The 19,591-nt window shown below is 63.8% G+C and carries 16 protein-coding genes; 9 read left to right on the forward strand and 7 right to left on the reverse strand.

From position 1 onward, the window contains the following. The first annotated feature begins 30 nt into the window (after nucleotides 1-30). From RCO24_RS12680 to RCO24_RS12690, 3 genes are all read left to right on the forward strand, one after another. Complete coding sequence (locus tag RCO24_RS12680; RefSeq protein ID WP_308962577.1) at nucleotides 31-951, forward strand: LysR family transcriptional regulator; 921 nt, start codon at nucleotides 31-33, stop codon at nucleotides 949-951. A 311-nt stretch (nucleotides 952-1,262) separates the two neighbouring features. Then, a complete protein-coding gene (locus RCO24_RS12685; protein ID WP_308962579.1) occupies nucleotides 1,263-2,462 on the forward strand; it encodes an NAD-dependent formate dehydrogenase in 1,200 nt (399 codons plus the stop codon). Between the two features lie 89 nt (nucleotides 2,463-2,551). Beyond that, nucleotides 2,552-3,076: an HPP family protein gene (locus RCO24_RS12690; protein WP_308962581.1), complete on the forward strand. Its 525-nt coding sequence runs from the start codon at nucleotides 2,552-2,554 to the stop codon at nucleotides 3,074-3,076. On the opposite strand, the gene RCO24_RS12695 is transcribed toward RCO24_RS12690, so the two are convergent. Continuing rightward, nucleotides 3,058-4,050 carry a PfkB family carbohydrate kinase gene (locus tag RCO24_RS12695; RefSeq protein WP_308962582.1) on the reverse strand — a complete coding sequence of 331 codons (993 nt, stop codon included), beginning with the start codon at nucleotides 4,048-4,050 and terminating at the stop codon, nucleotides 3,058-3,060. The genes RCO24_RS12690 and RCO24_RS12695 overlap by 19 nt on opposite strands. A gap of 176 nt (nucleotides 4,051-4,226) precedes the next feature. Between RCO24_RS12695 and pqqC the strand changes: the two genes are divergently transcribed. The 3 genes from pqqC to RCO24_RS12710 all read left to right on the forward strand — a co-directional run bounded on the left by pqqC (nucleotide 4,227) and on the right by RCO24_RS12710 (nucleotide 6,750). Beyond that, on the forward strand, nucleotides 4,227-4,991 hold the full coding sequence (gene pqqC, locus RCO24_RS12700) for a pyrroloquinoline-quinone synthase PqqC (protein WP_308962583.1): 765 nt from the start codon (nucleotides 4,227-4,229) through the stop codon (nucleotides 4,989-4,991). Nucleotides 4,992-5,036: 45 nt separating this feature from the next. Next, on the forward strand, nucleotides 5,037-6,179 hold the full coding sequence (pqqE, locus tag RCO24_RS12705) for a pyrroloquinoline quinone biosynthesis protein PqqE (RefSeq protein WP_308962585.1): 1,143 nt from the start codon (nucleotides 5,037-5,039) through the stop codon (nucleotides 6,177-6,179). Between the two features lie 142 nt (nucleotides 6,180-6,321). After that, nucleotides 6,322-6,750, forward strand: a complete 429-nt coding sequence (locus RCO24_RS12710; RefSeq protein ID WP_308962587.1) for a hypothetical protein — start codon at nucleotides 6,322-6,324, stop codon at nucleotides 6,748-6,750. 74 nt (nucleotides 6,751-6,824) lie between these two features. Here RCO24_RS12710 and RCO24_RS12715 read toward each other — a convergent pair whose 3' ends face one another. The 5 genes from RCO24_RS12715 to RCO24_RS12735 are packed head-to-tail and all read right to left on the reverse strand — an operon-like array spanning nucleotide 6,825 to nucleotide 14,193. Further along, on the reverse strand, nucleotides 6,825-9,275 hold the full coding sequence (locus RCO24_RS12715; protein WP_308962589.1) for an FAD-dependent oxidoreductase: 2,451 nt from the start codon (nucleotides 9,273-9,275) through the stop codon (nucleotides 6,825-6,827). Next, complete coding sequence (locus RCO24_RS12720) at nucleotides 9,272-10,174, reverse strand: phosphotransferase (protein ID WP_308962591.1); 903 nt, start codon at nucleotides 10,172-10,174, stop codon at nucleotides 9,272-9,274. The genes RCO24_RS12715 and RCO24_RS12720 overlap by 4 nt, the downstream gene beginning before the upstream one ends. Next, a complete protein-coding gene (locus tag RCO24_RS12725) occupies nucleotides 10,164-12,176 on the reverse strand; it encodes an ABC transporter permease subunit (RefSeq protein ID WP_308962593.1) in 2,013 nt (670 codons plus the stop codon). The genes RCO24_RS12720 and RCO24_RS12725 overlap by 11 nt, the downstream gene beginning before the upstream one ends. Beyond that, nucleotides 12,173-13,204 carry a betaine/proline/choline family ABC transporter ATP-binding protein gene (locus RCO24_RS12730; RefSeq protein WP_308962594.1) on the reverse strand — a complete coding sequence of 344 codons (1,032 nt, stop codon included), beginning with the start codon at nucleotides 13,202-13,204 and terminating at the stop codon, nucleotides 12,173-12,175. The genes RCO24_RS12725 and RCO24_RS12730 overlap by 4 nt, the downstream gene beginning before the upstream one ends. Nucleotides 13,205-13,242: 38 nt before the next feature. Next, entirely contained in the window at nucleotides 13,243-14,193 is a 951-nt protein-coding gene (locus RCO24_RS12735) for an ABC transporter substrate-binding protein (RefSeq protein ID WP_308962595.1), read from the reverse strand. A 205-nt stretch (nucleotides 14,194-14,398) separates the two neighbouring features. Between RCO24_RS12735 and RCO24_RS12740 the strand changes: the two genes are divergently transcribed. After that, nucleotides 14,399-15,187: a DeoR/GlpR family DNA-binding transcription regulator gene (locus tag RCO24_RS12740; protein WP_308962596.1), complete on the forward strand. Its 789-nt coding sequence runs from the start codon at nucleotides 14,399-14,401 to the stop codon at nucleotides 15,185-15,187. A gap of 47 nt (nucleotides 15,188-15,234) precedes the next feature. On the opposite strand, the gene RCO24_RS12745 is transcribed toward RCO24_RS12740, so the two are convergent. Next, nucleotides 15,235-16,008 carry an inositol monophosphatase family protein gene (locus RCO24_RS12745; RefSeq protein WP_308962598.1) on the reverse strand — a complete coding sequence of 258 codons (774 nt, stop codon included), beginning with the start codon at nucleotides 16,006-16,008 and terminating at the stop codon, nucleotides 15,235-15,237. Nucleotides 16,009-16,196: 188 nt separating this feature from the next. On the opposite strand from RCO24_RS12745, the gene RCO24_RS12750 reads away from it, so the two are divergent. Together RCO24_RS12750 and RCO24_RS12755 are read left to right on the forward strand one after the other, a co-directional pair. Beyond that, nucleotides 16,197-18,623: an FAD-dependent oxidoreductase gene (locus RCO24_RS12750; protein ID WP_308962599.1), complete on the forward strand. Its 2,427-nt coding sequence runs from the start codon at nucleotides 16,197-16,199 to the stop codon at nucleotides 18,621-18,623. Nucleotides 18,624-18,646: 23 nt separating this feature from the next. Continuing rightward, the gene (locus RCO24_RS12755) at nucleotides 18,647-19,573 is read left to right on the forward strand and encodes a phosphotransferase family protein (RefSeq protein WP_308962600.1); all 927 of its coding nucleotides are present in this window, start codon (nucleotides 18,647-18,649) and stop codon (nucleotides 19,571-19,573) included. Nucleotides 19,574-19,591: the final 18 nt, after the last annotated feature.

Genomic DNA, 19,591 nt, shown 5'->3' on the forward strand with positions numbered 1-19,591 from the left:
TGCGGGCCGCAATCGTCCGAGGATAGAACGATGTTCATCCGGCAAATGACCTATCTCCTCGCGCTGGCTCGCGAGAAGCACTTCGCTCGCGCGGCCGAAAGCTGCCACGTCACCCAGTCGACCCTCTCGGCCGGCCTCAAGTCGCTCGAACGCGAGCTCGGCATGCCGCTCGTCATTCGCGAGCCCCGTTTCATGGGCCTCACACCCGAGGGCGAGCGCGTAGCGGAATGGGCCAGTCAGATCGTTGCCGACTATGACAGCCTGAAGCAGGACGTCGGCAACTACCGCGAAGGTTTGAAAGGCACGCTGCGGCTCGGCGTCATTCCGGCGGCGATGCCTACCGTGGCGCTGCTGACGGCGCCGTTCTGTGACAAGCATCCCGGCGTCACGGTCGATATCCAATCCGTCAGCTCGCTCGCTATCCAGAGCGGTCTCGAGAAATTCGAGCTCGACGCCGGCATCACTTATCTCGACAACGAGCCGCTCGCCAACGTGCGCAAGAAACCGCTCTACCGCGAGCGCTACGTCTTCGTGACGAACGTCGCCAATCCAATGGCCCACAAACCCGCCGTCGCGTGGCGCGAAGCCGTCGATGAGAACCTCTGCCTTCTGCACGAAGCGATGCAGAACCGTCGCGTCTTGAACAAGCTCGCGCAGACACTCGGCGTCGAACTCAATCCGACCGTGACCGCCAATTCGTTCCTCGCCGTCTGTTCCCATGTCCGAAGCGGCGGCTGGTCGAGCATCATTCCCCACACCTTCGCCTACATCTTCGCAGGCTGCGAAGACCTGGCCATTGTCGACCTGATCGACCCAGTGCACAGCCAGACCATCGGCCTGGTGACGCTGGATCGCGATCCCCAGTCGCCGCTTGCGCATGCCCTCGTCAAATGCGCAGACCGCCTCGATCTCGAAGCCGCCCTTCGCGGCCTCGCACCGATCACTGTTTAGAGTTCTTCCGAAGAGCGGCTCCGAACAAATCGCCGCCGCCGCAGTTTGATCGACGGCATCGATCAACCGTCAAAACTGATTTGTTTGATCGAATTCCTGTTGCGGCAGACTGTCCCGCGACCGCATCGAGCAGGAAGGCTTCCACCGAGAGGGGCCGGGCCTGATGTGGCGAGGAAGCGCGAGGAGCAACGCCCGAGCGGCATCGTAACGAGCCGCGGGCCACGCCCCTCTTTGAACATTGAATCGACCACGCCATCCGGCTCCCGCCGGAGCGAACGCTTCCTTATGTCAAAATTCCAGAGGAGATGAAAATGGCAAAGATCGTTTGTGTTCTCTATGACGATCCCGTCGGCGGCTATCCGAAGACTTATGCGCGCGACGACATCCCGAAGATCACCAAGTATCCAGATGGACAGACGGCACCGACGCCGTCCGCCATCGATTTCAAGCCCGGCGCGCTGCTGGGCAGCGTCTCGGGCGAACTGGGGTTGCGAAAGTTCCTGGAAGCAGCCGGACACACGCTCGTCGTGACGTCCGACAAGGACGGCGCCAACTCCAAGCTCGACCAGGAGCTCCACGATGCCGAGATCGTGATCTCGCAGCCGTTCTGGCCCGCCTACATGACAGCCGAGCGCATAGCAAAAGCGCCGAAGCTCAAGATGATCGTGACCGCCGGCATCGGCTCGGATCACACGGATCTGCAGGCCGCCATGGATCGCGGCATCACCGTCGCCGAGGTCACTTACTGCAACTCGAACAGCGTCGCCGAGCATGTCGTCATGCAGATGGTTTCGCTCGTACGCAACTACATCCCGTCCTACAACTGGGTCATCAAGGGCGGCTGGAACATCGCCGATTGCGTCGCCCGCTCCTACGACATCGAGGGCATGCATGTCGGCACCGTTGCCGCCGGTCGCATCGGCCTTCGCGTTCTCCGCCTCCTGAAGCCCTACGATGTCCATCTGCACTACATGGACCGCCACAAGCTTCCGGATGCGGTCGAAAAGGAACTCAACCTCACCCACCACACCAGCCTCGAAAGCCTCACCAAGGTTTGCGATGTGGTGACGTTGAACTGCCCGCTGCATCCCGAAACCGAGCACATGATCAACGAGAAGTCGCTCAAGAACTTCAAGCGCGGCGCCTACTTGGTCAACACGGCACGCGGCAAGCTGTGTGATCGCGATGCCGTCGTGCGCGCGCTCGAAAGCGGCCAGCTTGCTGGCTACGCTGGCGATGTCTGGTTCCCGCAGCCCCCGCCGCAGGACCATCCGTGGCGCTCGATGCCCCATCACGGCATGACGCCGCACATCTCGGGCACCTCTCTCTCGGCGCAGACGCGCTATGCGGCCGGCACGCGCGAGATCCTCGAGTGCTACTTCGCGAACAAGCCGATCCGCAACGAGTACCTCGTCGTTCAAGGCGGCAAGCTCGCGGGCGTCGGCGCGCATTCCTACAGCGCCGGCAACGCCACCGGCGGATCCGAGGAAGCGGCGAAGTTCAAGCGCTGACATTCCGAAGGAGCTGAATCGGGGCGGGCAAGCGTGCTCGCCCCGCTTTCGAAGCGCTGCACGATCCCATCTTAAAAACGAGAGCCTCCATGAGCGACCGACGCCAACGCGAATCTCTCGATGGCGCCCTGATCCCCGGCATGCGCCTGCTACGCGATCAGCCCTGGAAAAGCGCCGCACTTGCAGGCCTCGGCGGCGCACTCACCATCGCGTGCCTCGCCGCGCTCACGATGTCCGGCGGGTTCGCGCTGTTCATTCCGCCGTTCGGCGCGTCATGCGTATTGGTGTTCGCGTTGCCCGCGAGCCCCCTCGCCCAGCCACGCAATGTCATCGGCGGCTATCTCGTGACCGCCGCGTCGGGACTTCTCGCGTGCGCTGCATTCGGCCCCGGCATCACGGCCGCGAGCATTGGCGTTGGCCTTGGCATCTCAGCCATGATCCTGACCCGCACCGTCCATCCGCCCGCCGGCGCAAATCCGCTCGTCGTACTCGCCTCTCTGGCGACGCCGAGTTTCCTGGTGATGCCGGTTCTGGTCGGCAGCGCGATCATCGTCGGCGCAGCGGCGCTCTACCACCGCCTCGTCACCGGTCACGCCTATCCCGCAAGGCCCTGACCGGACGCCGGCATCAATCCATCCCCGTCGAGCAAGGCCGCCGGTAACCCTTGCCCAGTCTGCTCGAACAGGAACACGTCCAGTTCGTTTGCGGTCGGCAACCCAAGCCGCGCCCCCAGCCGCCGGCATTTGAGTGCCGCCGCCGCCGAGGCCACACGCGCGCACGTCGCATCATCGAGACCGGACGCGACGCACAGCGCAAACGCGCCATGAAACGCATCACCCGCACCGGTCGTATCGACGACGGGAACCGGAAACGTCGGCTGTTGCCCAGTCCCGTCCGGCGTCCGCCACACATACCCGCGCGCGCCGCGCGTGACACCGGCATGCCGCACCCCGTAGGCGAGAACGGCTGACAGCCGCGCGTCGACATCGGCGCCGGGTAGGAACTTCTCGAACGCCGGAGCCGAAAAGATCGCGTAGTCGGTCAGCGGCGCGAAGCGCTCGAACAGTCCGCCGCCTGCGAGATCAACATCGAGCACCGTCGGCACGCCCGCACGCCGCGCCTCGCTGAACAGCGCCAGCGTTCCTTCGAGCCAGCTCAGATCGCTGAGCACGGCCCCCGCGAAGGGAATCCGATCGACTGGCAGCCAATCGACATCCATCGGCATGATGCGATCGTCCTCGCTGACGACGAGACGCTCGCCCTTCCCATCGACGATCACCGCCGCCGTGGGCGTGGTGGCACCGTGATAGGCGCGCACGAACCCCACATCGACGCCACCATGTTCGAGCGCGCGGCGCACCTTGAGGCCGGTCTCGTCGTCGCCGACACGGCTCCAGAGCGCCACCGCACCGCCGAGCTGAGCAATCGCCGCCGCCGCATTGGCTGCAGAGCCGCCGCCCTCCTCCCGGTGTTCCCGCGCGCTGACCTTGGTCGGTTTCGCCGGAAAGGCGTCGATCCGATACACCCGGTCCAGCGCCGCATGGCCGACAACGATCACGGGGCTTGCAGCGGCAGCTTGTCCGACCATGAGCATGGCTCCCTTTTCATTTATCGAACCGCAGCAGCCGCCGGCGTCACACACGCCGCTTTGAACGAGCTGTGATCCGAATTTTGACGTCGATCAAGCAAACCCACCCGCGAGGCGGCAAGTTCGCGGCAACCGCACCCCTGTTTAGCCCTGCTGGACACGAAAGGTTCCAAGAGATGAACGAGATCGCAAGACGGATCACAGCGGAGGCCGAACCCTGGACGCCGGCCGAACTGGAAAGTGAAATTCGCGCCGTCGGCCCCGCGCGCTACCATGACCTGCATCCGTTCCATAAGCTCCTACACGGCGGCAAACTTACTAAGGGTCAGGTATCGGCCTGGGCCTTGAACCGCTACTGCTACCAGGAGGCGATCCCGCGAAAGGATGCCGCCTTCATGAGCCGGACCCACGACCGCGAGCTGAGGCGGGAATGGGTGCACCGCATCCACGATCACGACGGCGTGCTGCCTGACGAGCATGGCGGCATCGAGCGATGGCTGAAGCTCACCGACTGCCTCGGTCTCGATCGCGACTACGTGACGAGCATGCGCGGCGCGCTTCCCGCAACGCGCTTCGCCGTCGAAGCCTACGTGCGCTTCGTCGTCGAGCAACCGCTGGTCGTCGCGGCCGCCTCGTCGTTGACGGAGCTGTTCGCCCCCTCCATTCACCGCGAGCGCATCGCGGGCATGCTCGCCAACTATGATTTCGTCAACGACGACGTCATGGCCTACTTCAAGCGCCGCCTTTCGCAGGCGCCGCGCGACGCCACCTTCGCCCTCGAATACGTCAAGGCGAACGCCACCACCCGCGCGCTGCAAGAAGCTTGCGTCGGCGCCGTCCGCTTCAAGTGCGACGTGCTGTGGGCACAGCTCGACGCACTGCATCACGCCTACGTGGTGGGGCTCATCCCGCCCGGCGCCTTCCGCCCCGACGAGACGTAAACGGAACGGGAGGCCTCGGCTCTTCAATCCGAGGCCGAAAATCCAATGACAGAAAACGCGCACGTCCAGAACGCTGAAGAGGCACCGGCCTGCGAACGCCCGTTGGCACCGCTCGGGCTGCTCGCCGAGCTGACCTACCGATGCCCTCTGCAATGCCCCTACTGCTCCAATCCGATCGAGATGCAGCGCGGCGGCGAGCTGACGGCGGCGGAATGGCACCGCGTTTTCAACGAAGCCGCCGACCTCGGCGTACTCCAGGTTCATCTCTCGGGAGGCGAGCCCTGTGCCCGCAAGGATCTCGAGGAGATTTTGAGCAGAGCCGTCGACGCCGGCCTCTACACCAACCTGATCACGTCCGGCGTGACACTCACGCGCGACCGGCTGGCGGGACTGGCCGCGCGCGGGCTCGACCACGTCCAGATCTCCATTCAGGACACCGACCCCGCAAAGGCGGATTGGATCTCCGGCTACAAGGGCGGCGTTCCGAAAAAGCGCGAGGTGGCCCGCTGGGTCCGTGAGCTTGGCCTGCCGCTCACCGTCAACGTCGTCGTGCATCGCCACAACATCGACAACCTCCCGGCCCTGATCGACTACGCCGTCGAGGTAGGCGCGGGGCGCATCGAGATCGCCAACACGCAATACTATGCCTGGGCGCTCAAGAACCGCGCCGCGCTCATCCCGACACGCGAACAGTTTTACCGCTCACTCGAAATCGCGAAGGAGGCGCGCGAGCGCCTCAAGGGCGTCCTGGTGTTCGACGTCGTGGCCCACGACCATTATGCCGTCCGCCCGAAACCGTGCATGGGCGGCTGGGGCCGCAACCTCATCGACATCACACCGACCGGCAAGGTCCTTCCCTGCCATGCGGCCGAGACCCTACCCGGCCTCGAAATCGAAACGGTCCGCGATCGGCCGCTTGCCGGCATCTGGCTCGACGGCCCGGCGTTCCAAAAGTATCGCGGCACGTCCTGGATGAAGGAGCCCTGCCGAAGCTGCAACCGCTGCGAAATCGACTGGGGCGGCTGCCGCTGCCAGGCCCTCGCCGTAACCGGAGACGCAGCCAACGCCGACCCCGCCTGCGCCCTCTCACCTTGGCACGAGACTTTTGCCGAAATTGCCGAACGCGAGAGCAACGCCCCCGCCCCGCCGTTCATCTATCGGCGCATGAGCCCGTCTTCGGCCATTTAGCCCGACAAAACACGCACCGAACTGAAAATCCGTCACCCTGTTCCAGCCGGGACAGAGCCGCCCGCCTCCCCATGGCATTTAGGGCTCAACGAGCGGTCATCGCGGCCGTTCCCTGAGACACCGGACCCCAAGGGAGACCGTCATGCTGTACAAGGCCGTTGCCATCATCCTCTCCACGATCCTGCTCGCTGCCGTGCAGATGTCGACGGCAAACGCCGGCGGGTGCCATCGCGGTGGCGGCTTCCACGCCTACCAGGCGAGCTTGCAGCAATCCTACGCATTGAAGCAGCAACGTGCGCGTCAGGCCGCTCAGGCAAAGGCCCAGGCGCGCGCCGTCGCCGCCGCCAAGCAGAGAAAAACGCTCGCTGCTCAGCAGGCCCGCGCCGAGAAAGCCGAGCAGACGAAAGTTGCGGCCGTTGAAACGGCGCCCGCTTCGGAAGAAACGAGCAAGACCGCAAAGAGCAAGGATGGCCCGGAGAACGAACTGACGGTCGCCGCCGCCCCCGAGACCTGCACCAAATTCATTGCTGAGACGGGAACGACGGTATCGGTTGCATGCGCTAAGCAGTAGCGCACACCCCACCTGCCACGCGTTGAAAGAGATCGGAGCAGCCTCGCTGCTCCGATCTTTTTTATGCGGATGCGCTAGAGGCGGATCCGCGCGTTCTCGGGATCATAAAACGGCGACAGAGACACCTGCGCGGGCACGCGCTTCGTCGCGACCTCCAATTCGTAGGTGCCCGACAGCACGAACTCCGCATCGACGCCGGGATCGGGACGACGCACATACCCATAGCCGATCGATTTGTTCACCGTGTAGCCGAACCCGCCGCTCGAAAGCCAGCCCACACGCTCGCCATTCCGATAGATCGTCTCACGCCCGAGCAGCACGATGGAGGGATCTGTCGTGAAGCCTGCAAGCAGTCGCGGCAGCGGCTTTGCGGCCTGCTGGCTCAGCGCATCGCGCCCTTGGAACGGGGTGTTCGCCTTGAGCTTGACCGCCCAGCCGAGCCCGGACACCAGCGGCGAATGATCGGGACCGATTTCCGAGCCCCAGGCCCGGTAGCCCTTTTCGAGACGCAGGGATTCGATCGCGCGGTAACCGGCGTTCGCGATACCGTGCTTTTCGCCGGCCGCCATCAGCGCCTCGTAGACCGACGCCACGAACTCCACCGGGATATGCAATTCCCAACCGAGTTCTCCGACGTAGGTCACACGAAGCGCAATGACCGGCGCGCCCGCGATCTGCACCCGCCGCACCTGTCCGAACGCAAACGCCGCATTCGAGAAGTCGTCCGACGAGATCGCGGCGATCACATCGCGCGCCTTCGGACCCATGACCGCCAGCACGCCGTAAGCCGAAGTCACGTCGACGAGACGCGCATCGAGCCCATCGGGGATCGACCGCTTGATCCAATCGAAATCGTGGGTGGCAAAGCCGGTTCCGGTCACGATGTAGTATTCGTCATAGGCGAGCCGCCCGACCGTGAGGTCGCATTCGATGCCGCCCTTTCCGTTCAGCATCTGCGTATAGACCAGCCGGCCGGGCGCCTTCGAGACGTCGTTAGCTGCGATCCACGACAACGCCTGCTCGGCGTCCTCTCCGATCATCATGAACTTGGCGAACGACGTCTGGTCGAACACCGCGACCCGCTCGCGCGCCGCCTTGTGCTCGCGCCCCACGGCTTCGAACCAGTTCTGCCGGCCGTAGCTGTAGACATCCTTCGCCGCCTCACCCGCGGCCGTATCGGCGAACCAGTTCGGACGTTCCCATCCGGTCTTTTCGCCGAACACAGCGCCTTGCGCAACGAGACGATCGTAAAGCGGCGACCGGCGCAGCGGACGCCCCGAATGATGCTCCTCGTGCGGCCATGCCATGGTGTAGTGCTTGGCATAGGCTTCCATCGTACGCGTCCGCACCCAATTGGTATCCAGGTGATTGCGCCCGAAGCGGCGGATGTCGACCGGCCACAAGTCGTACGGCGGCTCGCCCTTCGCGACCCATTCGGCGAGCGCCATGCCCGCGCCGCCGCCCGCCGCAATGCCGAACGCATTGAAGCCCGCGCCGACGTAGATGTTTCGGACTTCCGGGGCCTCGCCGAGGATGAAGTTGCCGTCCGGCGTAAAGCTTTCGGGACCGTTGATGAACTGCCGGATGCCGGCGGTTTCCATTGCCGGAACGCGGCCCGCCGCAAGCTCGAGCAGCGGCTCGAAGTGTTCGAGATCGTTTTCGAGCAGCTGGAAATCGAACGGATCGGGAATGCCGTTCTCGGCCCACGGCTTCGGATTGGGCTCGTAACCGCCCATCACCAGACCGCCGACCTCTTCCTTCCAGTAGGTAAGTCGGTCCGGATCGCGCAGCGTCGGCAGCCCTGGCGTCACGCCATCGATCTTCTCGGTGATGAGATACTGATGCTGCATCGAGACCAGCGGAATATTGACGCCCGCGAGCTTGCCGACCGCGCGCGACCATTGGCCGGCACAGATCACGAGCTTCTCGCATTCCACGCGCCCCTGGTCGGTCACGACCGCGCGCACACGGCCGCGGTCGGTCTCGATCGCGGTGACCCGCACCTCCTCCTTGATGGTAACGCCGCCTTGGCGTGCACCCTTGGCCAGCGACATCGTGATATCAGAGGGCGAGGCTTGCCCATCTGTCGGCAGGAACGCCGCACCGACCACATCGTCGACTTGCATCAGCGGCCATAGCTCCTGCGCCTCCTTTGGCGTCAAGAGATGCATGTCGAGACCGAACGATTTTGCCGTCGTGGCCTGCCGCTTGACCTCCTCCCAACGCTCGGCATTGCAGGCAAGCCGCAGGCCGCCGTTGCGCTTCCAGCCGGTCGCAAGCCCCGTCTCGGCTTCCAGCCGGTCATAGAGAGCAACCGAATAGCCGAGCAGCTGCGTGATGTTTGCGCTCGAGCGCAGCTGGCCGACAAGTCCCGCCGCATGCCACGTCGAGCCCGACGTAAGCTTCGCGCGCTCCAGAACAAGCACGTCTTTGAGACCCATCTTGCCGAGATGATAGGCCGTCGAGCAACCGACGATGCCACCACCGATGATGACGATCTTTGCTGAGGCGGGCAACGTGCTCATGGAGACTCCAGTTTCTTATAGTGGCTGTAGGACGTTTCAAAACGCGCGAGGTTTTCTGCCGTGTAGGCGGCGTAGTCGAAGTCGACCTTTGAATGAATTTCCGAGACCATGGCCCACAGCGTCTCGCGCAAGAGAGACGCCGCCGTCATCGCTGCCGCCTGCCGTTTGAGTTCAGCATCGACGGGCCGCCCGAAGTAGGCGGAGACGAGCCCATCGGCGAGATCGGCCGGCATTTCACTGTTCGAAGCGAGCCCGCCAAGATCGAACAGCGGTGAGTTGAACCCTGCATACTCCCAATCGAGCAGCCATAGCTTTTGCCCATCGTCGAGAATGTTCGCGGCCAAAAGGTCGTTGTGGCCGAACACGACATCAATCTTGCCGACCGCTCCTTCGAGATCGCTGGCGCGCGTGAGCAGGTCTGCGAGCGTTCCCGCATATCGGCTTTCGCCTGCCCGCAGCGTATGCGCGTAATCGCGAACGACATGGAACGGCCAGAACATCGGCGCCGGGCCGCGCAGATGCAACGCCACGTCGCGATGGCAGCGCTGGATCAGATCGACGAGACGCGAAAGATTGGCCGGATTGCGCACATCCTCCGGCGTGAACGTCCGCCCGTCGATGAACGCGATCACCATCAGGCCCGGTTCGGCATAAACGACCTCGGGACCGATACCCGCCGCATGTGCCGCCCGCGTCGCCGCAAGCTCGCTCGCCCGCACCACGCCATGCACGAGAATGTCGCCGCCCGTCCGCACGACGTAGCGCCGCCCGCGATCTAGAACGAGAAAGTTCTTGTTGGTGATCCCGCCGAGCAGCGGCTCGGGGTCGACAGTACCGAACCACAAATCGAGGTTTCGCACCCGCTCGACAAGTGGATCGCTGTGCGTATCAAGTTGCATCGACGGCTCCGCTGCGTTGTGCCGCGAGCTTCTGGGCCGCCGCGCCGATCAGACGGTCGGCGATGATGGCGATCGCCGCCACGCAAAGCCCCGCCACGAGACCCTTGCCGGTATCGGCCTTCGTCAGCGCCATATAAACCTGCTGGCCGAGATCGCGCGTTCCGACCAGCGCCGTGATCACCAGCATCGAGAGCGCGAGCATCACCGTCTGATTGATGCCGAGCAGGATCGTCGGCAGCGCAACCGGCACCTGGATGTGCCGAAGGCTCTGCTTCTGCGTGCATCCCATGGAAGTTCCGGCTTCCATCAGCATCGTCGGAACGTTGCGAATGCCGTGCGCGGCGTATCGAACGGAGGGCGCCACCGCATAGAGCACGATCGCGAGCATCGCCGTGAAATCGCCGACACGGAACAGCATCACGGCCGGGATCAGATAGACGAAGCTCGGCAGCGTCTGCAGCGTATCGATCGCTGGCTCGATCACGCGCCACGCCCGCGGCGAAAGCCCGCCATAGATGCCGATCGGAATGCCGATCAGCGCCGCAACCACGACGGAGATGCCGCAGAGATAGACGGTCATCATCGTGTAGTCCCACTGTCCGGTGACGACAGGAAACAACGCGAGCCCGACAACCAGCGCCGCAAGGCGCGCGCCGCCCAGCCGCCAGCCCGCATAACCCACCATCGCCGCCACCAGCGGCCACGGCTGCGCCATCATGAACCGCTTCACCGGCAACAACAGGTTCAACAGGATGAAGGTCTTGACCGCGTCGAACACGTTGAAGAAGTTGACGTTGATCCACTTCACCGCGTCCGTCCAGAACGGCGCCGTCGAGATCTGCAGCGCCTCCGGATAGGTAGCGATCGGCGGCACGAAAAGCGCGAGCAGATAGGTCACGGCAACAAACGCCGCGAGCCCAAAAAGGAACGGTTTCAATCCGCCTTCGGCGTCGCGCTTGCGTGCACCCGCCGCGTAGGCCTGGCTCAATCGGTCGAGCGCGATGGCGAGCACCACGATCGCAAGGCCTGCTTCGAGGCCGCGCCCGATGTCGAGACGCCTGAGGCTCGTTAGCACGTCGAAACCGAGACCACCCGCTCCGATCATCGAGGCGATGATCACCATGTTGAGCGACAGCATGATCACCTGATTGACGCCCACAAGCAGCTGCGGCCGCGCGGCCGGCAGCATCACCTTGGTGATCATCTGGCGCGGCGTCGTGCCGGCCATGGTGCCATACTCGACGATCTCGCGCGGCACGCCTTCGAGCGCCGCCATCGTCACCCGCACCATCGGCGGCGCGGCATAGATCATCGTCGCGATCATCGCCGCGACCGGTCCGAACCCGAACAGGAACAGGATCGGGATTAGATAGGCGAACGTCGGCACCGTCTGCATGAGATCGAGTATGGGTGTGATGATCCGCCGGAGCAGCGGCACCCGGTAACCGGCGACGCCGGTCGCGAGCCCGACCGCGATGCCGAGCGGTGCCGCCACGACGATAGACGACAGCGTCAGCATCGCGCTCGCCCACTGCCCGAACACGGCGAGATAGAGGAACGCGCCGCCCGCGAGCAGCGCAAGCTTCGACCCGCCGAAACGATAGCCGAGCGCCGCGACGACGCCGACGACAGCAATCCACGGCAGCGGCGGCGCAAGCTGAATCGCGCTCGAACCACGCCCGTCCAGAAGGCCCGTCGACAGGATCGACGTCGCGATATCGAGCGGCACGTTGAGCAGTTGCGCAAAGCCGCGCGTCAGATCCTTGAATGTGAACAAGCCAAAAGTCGCGTCCTCGACCAGCCACTTGAGAGCGGCCGAGATCCACGTATCGAGCCCGATGCGAAACTCGGCCGGAAGCTGGCGCGTCCACGCCGGCAGCACTCCGTCCGGCAGCAGAAACGCTACGAGTGAAAGCACGGCGAAGAGCAAGACGGCGACCCTGCCGGGCCGCATCCATTCGGCCGATGCAGGAATCTTGGTCTCGACGGCGGCCGCAGTCATGCCGGCTCTCCGGCGCCGACCAGGATCGACATCACCGCGCGCCGGTCCACGACGCCGATCTGCTCACCCGCTTCGTTGGCGACGCCGAACGGGAGTTCGGACGCCTCCACCTTGGCCGCAAAATCGCGAACCTTGCTGGCGGCCGGAATGACACCGGCTACCGCCTCGCCAGTTCGTGGCGCGCGCATGATGGAACGTGCCGAAAAAATCTTGCTGCGCGGCGCGTCGCGCGTGAATTCCGCCACGTAATCGTTGTCAGGCGCGCGCACGAGCTCTTCCGGTGTTCCGACCTGAACGATCCGCCCCTCGCGCATGATCGCGATGCGATCGCCGACGCGCACCGCCTCCTCGAAATCATGCGTGATGAAAACGATGGTCTTGTGCAGCTGATCCTGCAGCCGCATGAACTCGTTCTGCATCTCGCGCCGGATCAGCGGATCGAGCGCCGAGAACGGCTCGTCGAGAAACCAAACATCGGGATCCGTGATCAGAGAGCGGGCGATGCCGACCCGCTGTTGTTGCCCGCCCGAAAGCTGATACGGCAGATTGTGTTCGCGCCCCTGGAGGCCAACCAGCTCGATCATCTCGCGGGCGGGCTTCTCGCGCTCGCTGCGGCCGAGACCGCGGATCTCGAGCGGAAAAGCGACATTGTCGAGAACGGAGAGATGCGGCAACAGGGCAAAGTGCTGGAACACCATTCCCATTTTATGTCGCCTGAGCTCGATGAGATCGGCGGGCGAAGCGCGCAGCAGGTCCACACCTTCGAACAGCACTTCGCCGCCGGTCGGCTCGATCAGCCGCGACAGGCACCGGACCAGCGTCGACTTGCCCGATCCCGACAGGCCCATGATGACGAAAATCTCACCCCGCTCGATCGAGAGCGAGGCATCGGCCACCGCCGAAACGAGGCCCGCCGATCTAAGCGCGGCCTCGGTGGGCGACGGCCCATGCTTTGCCAGGAAGCGCTCCGGTTCCGGACCGTAAAGCTTCCACAAATTTCGGCAAACGAGCGTAGCGGTGTTCGTCATGTCTGGGACCTGCCGACATCAAGGGAGGGGAGCGTCGGTCAGCCGCCGATCCACTTCTTCCAGCGCGGCTCGTTGTCCTTGATCCAGCCCGCAACCACATCGTCGAGCTTCTTGCCGTCGAGATCGATGGCCCCGACCAGCGCGCCCATTTCGTCGTTGGTGAGCTCGAAGCCCTTGATCGCCGTGTAGGCGGTCGGCCATTTGTCCTTCAGGCCTGCCCAGCCCGCTTTCCAGATCGGGCCGCGCGGCTTGCCGCAATCGTAGGCGGCTTCCTTGTTGATGCCCCACGAGGGATCCGTGTAGCAGGCGGGCTCATACTTCGGGAACTCGACCCACTCACCCTTGTATTTGATCGGGGCCCAATGCGGGGCATAGACCCAAAGCACGACCGGGGCCTTGCGCTGGTAGGCGGACTCGAGTTCCGCGAACAGCGCCGCATCGGTTCCGGCGTGAACCACTTCGAAATCGAGATCGAGCGCCTTCACGCGCTCATCGTCGAAACCACCCCACGTCGCCGGCGCACCCACGTAGCGCCCTTTGGGCGCGGTCTCCGGAATGCTGAATTCCTTCGCGCAGGCTTTGAGAGCTTTCCAGTCCGGAAGGCCGGGACACTTTTCCTTCATGTAAAGCGGATACCACCACTCCTCGATGGCCTGCATACCGGTTTCGCCGAAGTTCTCGACCTTTCCGGTGGCGACCGCCGATTCCAGCGCTTCCTTCGCGGTTGTCGCCCACAGCTCCATGGCGACGTGCAAGTCACCGGACTGAAGCGCTGCGAACTGTGCGAGATAGTCGGCCTGGACGTATTCGATGTTGAGGCCCGCCTTCTTCAGCACTTCGCCCATGATGTGAGCGCTGACGAGCTGGCCCGTCCAGTCATGAAGCGTAAGCTTGATGGGATCTTTTGAATCCGCCGCCGAAACCGGCGACGAAAAACCGAAGGCGAGCGCAAGAGCCGCAAGCGCGGACGTGGAGCGAAGCATCACCATTTTTCACCCGTTTGCCTTGTTAGCCGACATGAGGAACCGACAAAAATTCCGGACGCAGAATGGTCGCCGCTGTTTCCTCGGCCAGGCCACAAAGCGCGTGACAAACGTCGCTCATGACTCCACAAAGTGTCAATAAACATTCCATATCTTTATTGCATTTTGTGGGGTTTTGCCCAAAACTCCAGCAAAAGCTTGGAGAAGCGTCATGAATTTCCCAACGCGTTGGCAAAGCGCCATTCTCGACGCGCTTCGTATCACCGGCCGGGAGTCGATTGCCTCGCTCGCCGAACGCCTTGATGTTTCGGACGAAACGATCCGCCGTCACGTCAAGGATCTCGTCGAGCAAGGCGCAGTTCATCGCGTGCACGGAGGCGTCATTCTCGCGGGTGCGCTGGCCGAACCGCCGTTTTCGCGCCGCATCAAAGAACGCGTTGCAGCAAAGCGTGCAATTGCGAAAGGCGTCGTCGATCACGTATCGGACGGCATGACTTTGCTAATCGATTCCGGATCAACCACTACCTATGTCGCCCAAGCCCTGCTTCAGAGAAGCGGCCTCACCGTCATTACGAACTCGCTCGAGATTGCGCGCACGCTGGTCGGTCGCGGTGATTGCTCTGTGCATTTTGCAGGCGGCGCTCTTCGCGCTGACATCGGCGCAACCATCGGCCACGAAGCCATTGCGCTGATCCGGGAGTTTCGCGCCGACCTCGCGATCCTGTCGATGGGCGCCATCGACGTGAAGGACGGCTACATGGATTTCGACATCGATGAAGCCCGCATCGCGCGCACCATGATCGACCGCGCCGACCGCGTTGTCGTTGCAGCCGACGCCTGGAAATTCACCGCCAAGGCCCGCGTTCGCGTCTGCAGCTTCGAGCCCGTCTCTCTATTGGTGACGGATGAGACGCCCCCGCCGCAGCTGCTTCAGCAGTTCACCGCGGCAGGAACCGAGATCGTCGTCGCCACCGATGAAACGGTGTCGGACCCGGTCTAGCCGGCATCGCTCGCGGCGCGAACGCCTCAACGAAACGTGCGGAAAAATCAGCTATTTTCCGCCAGCGCCTTGAGCGCTCGGTCATGCAGCGCCGCACTCGCCGACGCCACGACGCGGCCATCCGATCCGAGCCCGAGCGGGCGACCGTCCCAGTCCGTCATCAGCCCGCCCGCACCTTCCACCACCGGCACCAAAGCCATGTAGTCGTAAGGCATCAGCGCCGCCTCGACCACGAGATCGCAGTGCCCGGAGGCCAATAGGCCGTACATATAGCAATCACCGCCGAACCGGCGCATCGCCGCCCGCTTGCTCAAGCGCTCGTAGCGCTGCCAGTCTGCCGCCGCGAAAACATCCGGCGACGACGTATAGACCCGCGCCTCATCGATCGACAGGCAACCGCTGGTCCGGCAAGGGTTCCCCGCGAACGCCGTCACGCCAAGCGAAGCCGACCACCGCTCGCCCAGCGCCGGCATCTCGATGACGCCGAGCCGCGGCACCTCTTCTTCCAGATAGGCGATCAAGGTGCCGAACAGCGGCATGCCCGTGATGAACGCCTTGGTCCCGTCGATGGGATCCAGCACCCAGAGCTGGTCGTCTCCGACGAGACGCCCCATCTCCTCGCCAAGAATGCCGTGCCCTGGAAAGCGCTCCTGGATGGCGACCCGCATGGCAAGTTCGATGGCGCGATCGGCCACCGTAACCGGGCTCGCATCCGCCTTGAGTTCGAACGCCGTTGTCGAGCGGAAGTGCTCGCGCGCAATATCACGCGCCAGATCCGCGAGCGCGTCCGCGAAGGTGAAAATCGCGACAGGATCGCTCATGACAAAAAGAACCTCACACTGCATCTCCGGCCTCAGGACTTTCGAAACCTGTCCCAGCACCCAACAAAAATCCACAAAATTCTAGATGACAGCCTATTTTTTGAAACACACTCCAACATATTCGTTGACTTGCATGGCCTCCGTGCCAATTCTTCGCAACGTCCGCTTCTGAACAGGCCGCTTTCCACATGACGACAACGTTCGATAGGCACGCCCGGATCGTGATCATCGGAGGCGGCGCGATCGGATGCTCGCTCGCCTATCATCTGGGCCGCCGCGGCGAGCGCGACGTGCTCGTTCTTGAAAAATCCGAGATCACCAACGGCTGCACCTGGCATGCGGCAGGCCTCGTCGGTCAGCTTCGCGGCCGGCGCAATCTCACCCGCCTGATGCAGAACTCGGTCGCCGTCTTCGATCGCCTCGAAGCCGAATCCGGCCGTGTCATCGACTGGAAAAAGGTGGGTTCGCTGCGGCTGGCTTCATCCCCCGAGCGCTGGAGCGAGATCCGCCGCTCGATGACCCTCGCAAAAAGCTTCGGCTTCGAATGCCACGCTCTTTCGGCGGCCGAAGCCAAGAACCTCTTCCCCTACATCGATCCCGAAGGCGTCGTCGGCGCCGCGTTCATTCCCTCCGACGGCTACGTCGATCCCTACGCCCTGACCCACGCCTTTGCCGCATCCGCGCGCGCCTCCGGCGTCACCATTCAGGAAGGCGTCTGCGTCACCGAGATCGTGAAGGACGGACGCCGCGTCACCGGCGTGATGACCGATCACGGCAGCGTCGGCTGCGAGATCCTGGTCAATTGCGCCGGCCTCTGGGCCAAACGCCTCGGCGACATGGCCGGTGTCTCGCTCGCAGCCGGCGTCGTCGAGCACCAGTACTTCCTGACCGAGAAGAAGCTCGATATTCCGAAAACGCTGCCGACGCTGCGCGACCCCGACAAAAACTTCTACCTGAAGCCGGACGTCGCCTCGTTCGCCATCGGCGGCTGGGAGGATGGCACCAAGGGCTGCTGGCGTTCGAAGCCGCCGTTCGAATTCGGCCGTGAATTGTTTCCCGAGAACTACGATCGCCTGGAGCTGTTCGCGCTCCCCTGCGCCGAACGCCTGCCGGTTCTGAACGAGGTCGGCATCCAGACCATCATCAACGGCCCCATCCCCGTTTCGGCCGACGGCGAACCGATCATGGGCCTCGCGCCCGAGCTCGACAATTTCTTCGTCGCCTGCGGCTTTACCGCCGGCATCGCCGCATCAGGCGGGGCGGGCGAAGCGATGGCCAATTGGATCCTGGACGGCGATCCTGGCATGGACCTGTGGGCCTTCGACGTGCGCCGCTTTGGTCGCCCGCACAGCACCGGGCGCTATCTCGAAGAGCGCGCGATCGAATCCTATGGCAGCTACTACAAAATTCACTGGCCCGCCGAGGAAGCTCACGCCGGACGCGGCCTTCGCCGCTCACCCCTGCACGGCCACCTCGACGACAACGGCGCCGTGTTCGGCGCACGCTTCGGCTGGGAGCGCCCGCTCTGGTTCGCACGCAGCGAGGCCCAGCGCGCCGACGAATTGAAATCGAGCTTCGAGGGCAAGCCCGGCTGGTTCGATCATGTCGGCGCCGAACATCACCATATTCGCAACGCCGTCGCGCTGACCGACCAGACCTCATTCTCGAAATTCGAGATCGAAGGCGCCGGCACAACCTCCCTGCTCGAGACGCTATGCGCCAACCGGATCACCGGCGAGCCCGGCCGCTGCATCTACACGACGCTGCTCAATACGAAGGGCGGCATCGAAGCCGAGGTGACGCTTCAGCACCTCGGTCCTGACCGTTTCGTGATGATCAGCGGATCGGCTTTCGGCGTACGCGATGCAAGCTGGGTGCGCCGCCACATCCCGCGAGATGGCGCCGTGTCGCTGCGCGACGTCACCTCCGCCACCGCCGTCCTCAACATCATGGGACCGCACGCACGCAGCGTTCTGCAGAGCATTTCCGACGACGACTTCTCGAACGCAGCGTTTCCATTCCTCGCCGTGCGCGACATCGAGATCGGCTATGTACCCGTGCGTGCCGTCCGCGTCGGCTACGTCGGCGAATTGGGCTACGAGCTGCACGTGCCGACCGAATACGCGGCAGCACTTTATGAAACCGTGCGCAAGGCTGGCGAAGCGTGCGACATCCGCGATACCGGCTATCGCGCCATCGAAACCTGCCGCCTTGAGAAAGGCTACGTCTACTGGTCGGCCGAGATCGGCCCCGACTACGATCCGATTTCCGCGGGCCTCGAAACAACAGTCGATCTCACGAAAGATTTCATCGGCCGCGCCGCGCTCGACAAGATCAAGGCCGACGGCCCGAAGCGCCGTCTGTGTTCGTTCACGGTCGAAGGCTTCGCGCCGTTCCTCGGCGGCGAAACCATCCTGTATGGCGGCCGCGTCGTCGGACAGACCGCGAGCTGCGGATACGGCCACACGATCGGCAAAACCATCGCCTTCGGCTGGCTGCCGGCCGAGGTCGCGGCCGAACCCACCTTCGAAATCCAGGCCTACGACAAAACCTACGCGGCGACCCAGGTCGCGCGCACGATTTACGATCCCGAGAATTTGAGGCTAGTTTCATAGGACGAGCAGCCGTTGGGGGTGAGATGGATCCTGAGACACTGGACGTCAAAGCAGCTCTTACCCGGCTCGGCTGCTTCAACGAGGCCGAGATCGCTCAAGCATCCATCCGTCGCCTCGGCGGCCTCACCAACCGCGTATTCCTGATCGAGACCGACCGCGGCGCGCATGTGTTGCGCATCCCTGGCGCGGGCACGGAAGAATACATCAATCGCCGCGTCGAGGCTGTGGCCGCGCGGGCCGCGGCGCGGGCGAACGTGTCCCCGCCCGTGATCGCAACGACCGATGATGGCATGATGCTGACGATGGCCATCCCGAACGCCGTGACGCTCTCGCCCGAAGGCTTTGCCGCCATTCCAGGCGCGCCGACCCGCGCAGCCCAAGTGCTGCGCAAGCTCCACACCAGCGGAGAGACCTTCGACTTCCGCTTCGAGCTGTTCGCCATGATCGACGACTATCTGAAGCTGCTGTCGACCAAGACCATCGATCTTCCCACCGGCTATCACGACGTGCTGGAATCCGCCGAAACCGTGCGCCACGCGCTCAACGCCCATCCGCTGCCACTCATCCCCTGCCATTGCGACCCGCTCTCCGAGAACTTCATCGACGCGGGCGGGCGCATGTGGCTCGTCGACTGGGAATACTCCGGCATGAACGATCCGCTTTGGGATGTCGGCGACGTCATCATCGAAGCCAAGCTCGATACGGCAAAGGAAGCGGAGTTCATTGACGCCTACTTCGGCGGCACGCCCAGCGCTGCCGAGCATGGCCGCGTTGTCATCTACAAGGCCATGTGCGACCTGCTCTGGACCTTGTGGGGCCTGATCCAGCACGCCAACAACAATCCCGCCGACGATTTCTGGGCTTATGCCACCGGCCGCTTCGAGCGCTGCAAGGCGCTGATGTCGACGCCGGAGTTTGCCGCCCACGTCTCAGCCGTCGCCAAGGGCTGATCACTCGTTCGCCGGCTG

This window comes from Hyphomicrobium sp. LHD-15 (genome assembly GCF_031157355.1).
Lineage (GTDB): Bacteria > Pseudomonadota > Alphaproteobacteria > Rhizobiales > Hyphomicrobiaceae > Hyphomicrobium_C.

Bases quoted from the DNA above. Each gene is read 5' to 3' on its own strand.
- RCO24_RS12680 (WP_308962577.1), top strand. From the start codon at position 31: ATGTTCATCCGGCAAATGACCTATCTCCTCGCGCTGGCTCGCGAGAAG.
- RCO24_RS12685 (WP_308962579.1), top strand. From the start codon at position 1,263: ATGGCAAAGATCGTTTGTGTTCTCTATGACGATCCCGTCGGCGGCTAT.
- RCO24_RS12690 (WP_308962581.1), top strand. From the start codon at position 2,552: ATGAGCGACCGACGCCAACGCGAATCTCTCGATGGCGCCCTGATCCCC.
- RCO24_RS12695 (WP_308962582.1), bottom strand. From the start codon at position 4,050: ATGGTCGGACAAGCTGCCGCTGCAAGCCCCGTGATCGTTGTCGGCCAT.
- pqqC (WP_308962583.1), top strand. From the start codon at position 4,227: ATGAACGAGATCGCAAGACGGATCACAGCGGAGGCCGAACCCTGGACG.
- pqqE (WP_308962585.1), top strand. From the start codon at position 5,037: ATGACAGAAAACGCGCACGTCCAGAACGCTGAAGAGGCACCGGCCTGC.
- RCO24_RS12710 (WP_308962587.1), top strand. From the start codon at position 6,322: ATGCTGTACAAGGCCGTTGCCATCATCCTCTCCACGATCCTGCTCGCT.
- RCO24_RS12715 (WP_308962589.1), bottom strand. From the start codon at position 9,275: ATGAGCACGTTGCCCGCCTCAGCAAAGATCGTCATCATCGGTGGTGGC.
- RCO24_RS12720 (WP_308962591.1), bottom strand. From the start codon at position 10,174: ATGCAACTTGATACGCACAGCGATCCACTTGTCGAGCGGGTGCGAAAC.
- RCO24_RS12725 (WP_308962593.1), bottom strand. From the start codon at position 12,176: ATGACTGCGGCCGCCGTCGAGACCAAGATTCCTGCATCGGCCGAATGG.
- RCO24_RS12730 (WP_308962594.1), bottom strand. From the start codon at position 13,204: ATGACGAACACCGCTACGCTCGTTTGCCGAAATTTGTGGAAGCTTTAC.
- RCO24_RS12735 (WP_308962595.1), bottom strand. From the start codon at position 14,193: ATGGTGATGCTTCGCTCCACGTCCGCGCTTGCGGCTCTTGCGCTCGCC.
- RCO24_RS12740 (WP_308962596.1), top strand. From the start codon at position 14,399: ATGAATTTCCCAACGCGTTGGCAAAGCGCCATTCTCGACGCGCTTCGT.
- RCO24_RS12745 (WP_308962598.1), bottom strand. From the start codon at position 16,008: ATGAGCGATCCTGTCGCGATTTTCACCTTCGCGGACGCGCTCGCGGAT.
- RCO24_RS12750 (WP_308962599.1), top strand. From the start codon at position 16,197: ATGACGACAACGTTCGATAGGCACGCCCGGATCGTGATCATCGGAGGC.
- RCO24_RS12755 (WP_308962600.1), top strand. From the start codon at position 18,647: ATGGATCCTGAGACACTGGACGTCAAAGCAGCTCTTACCCGGCTCGGC.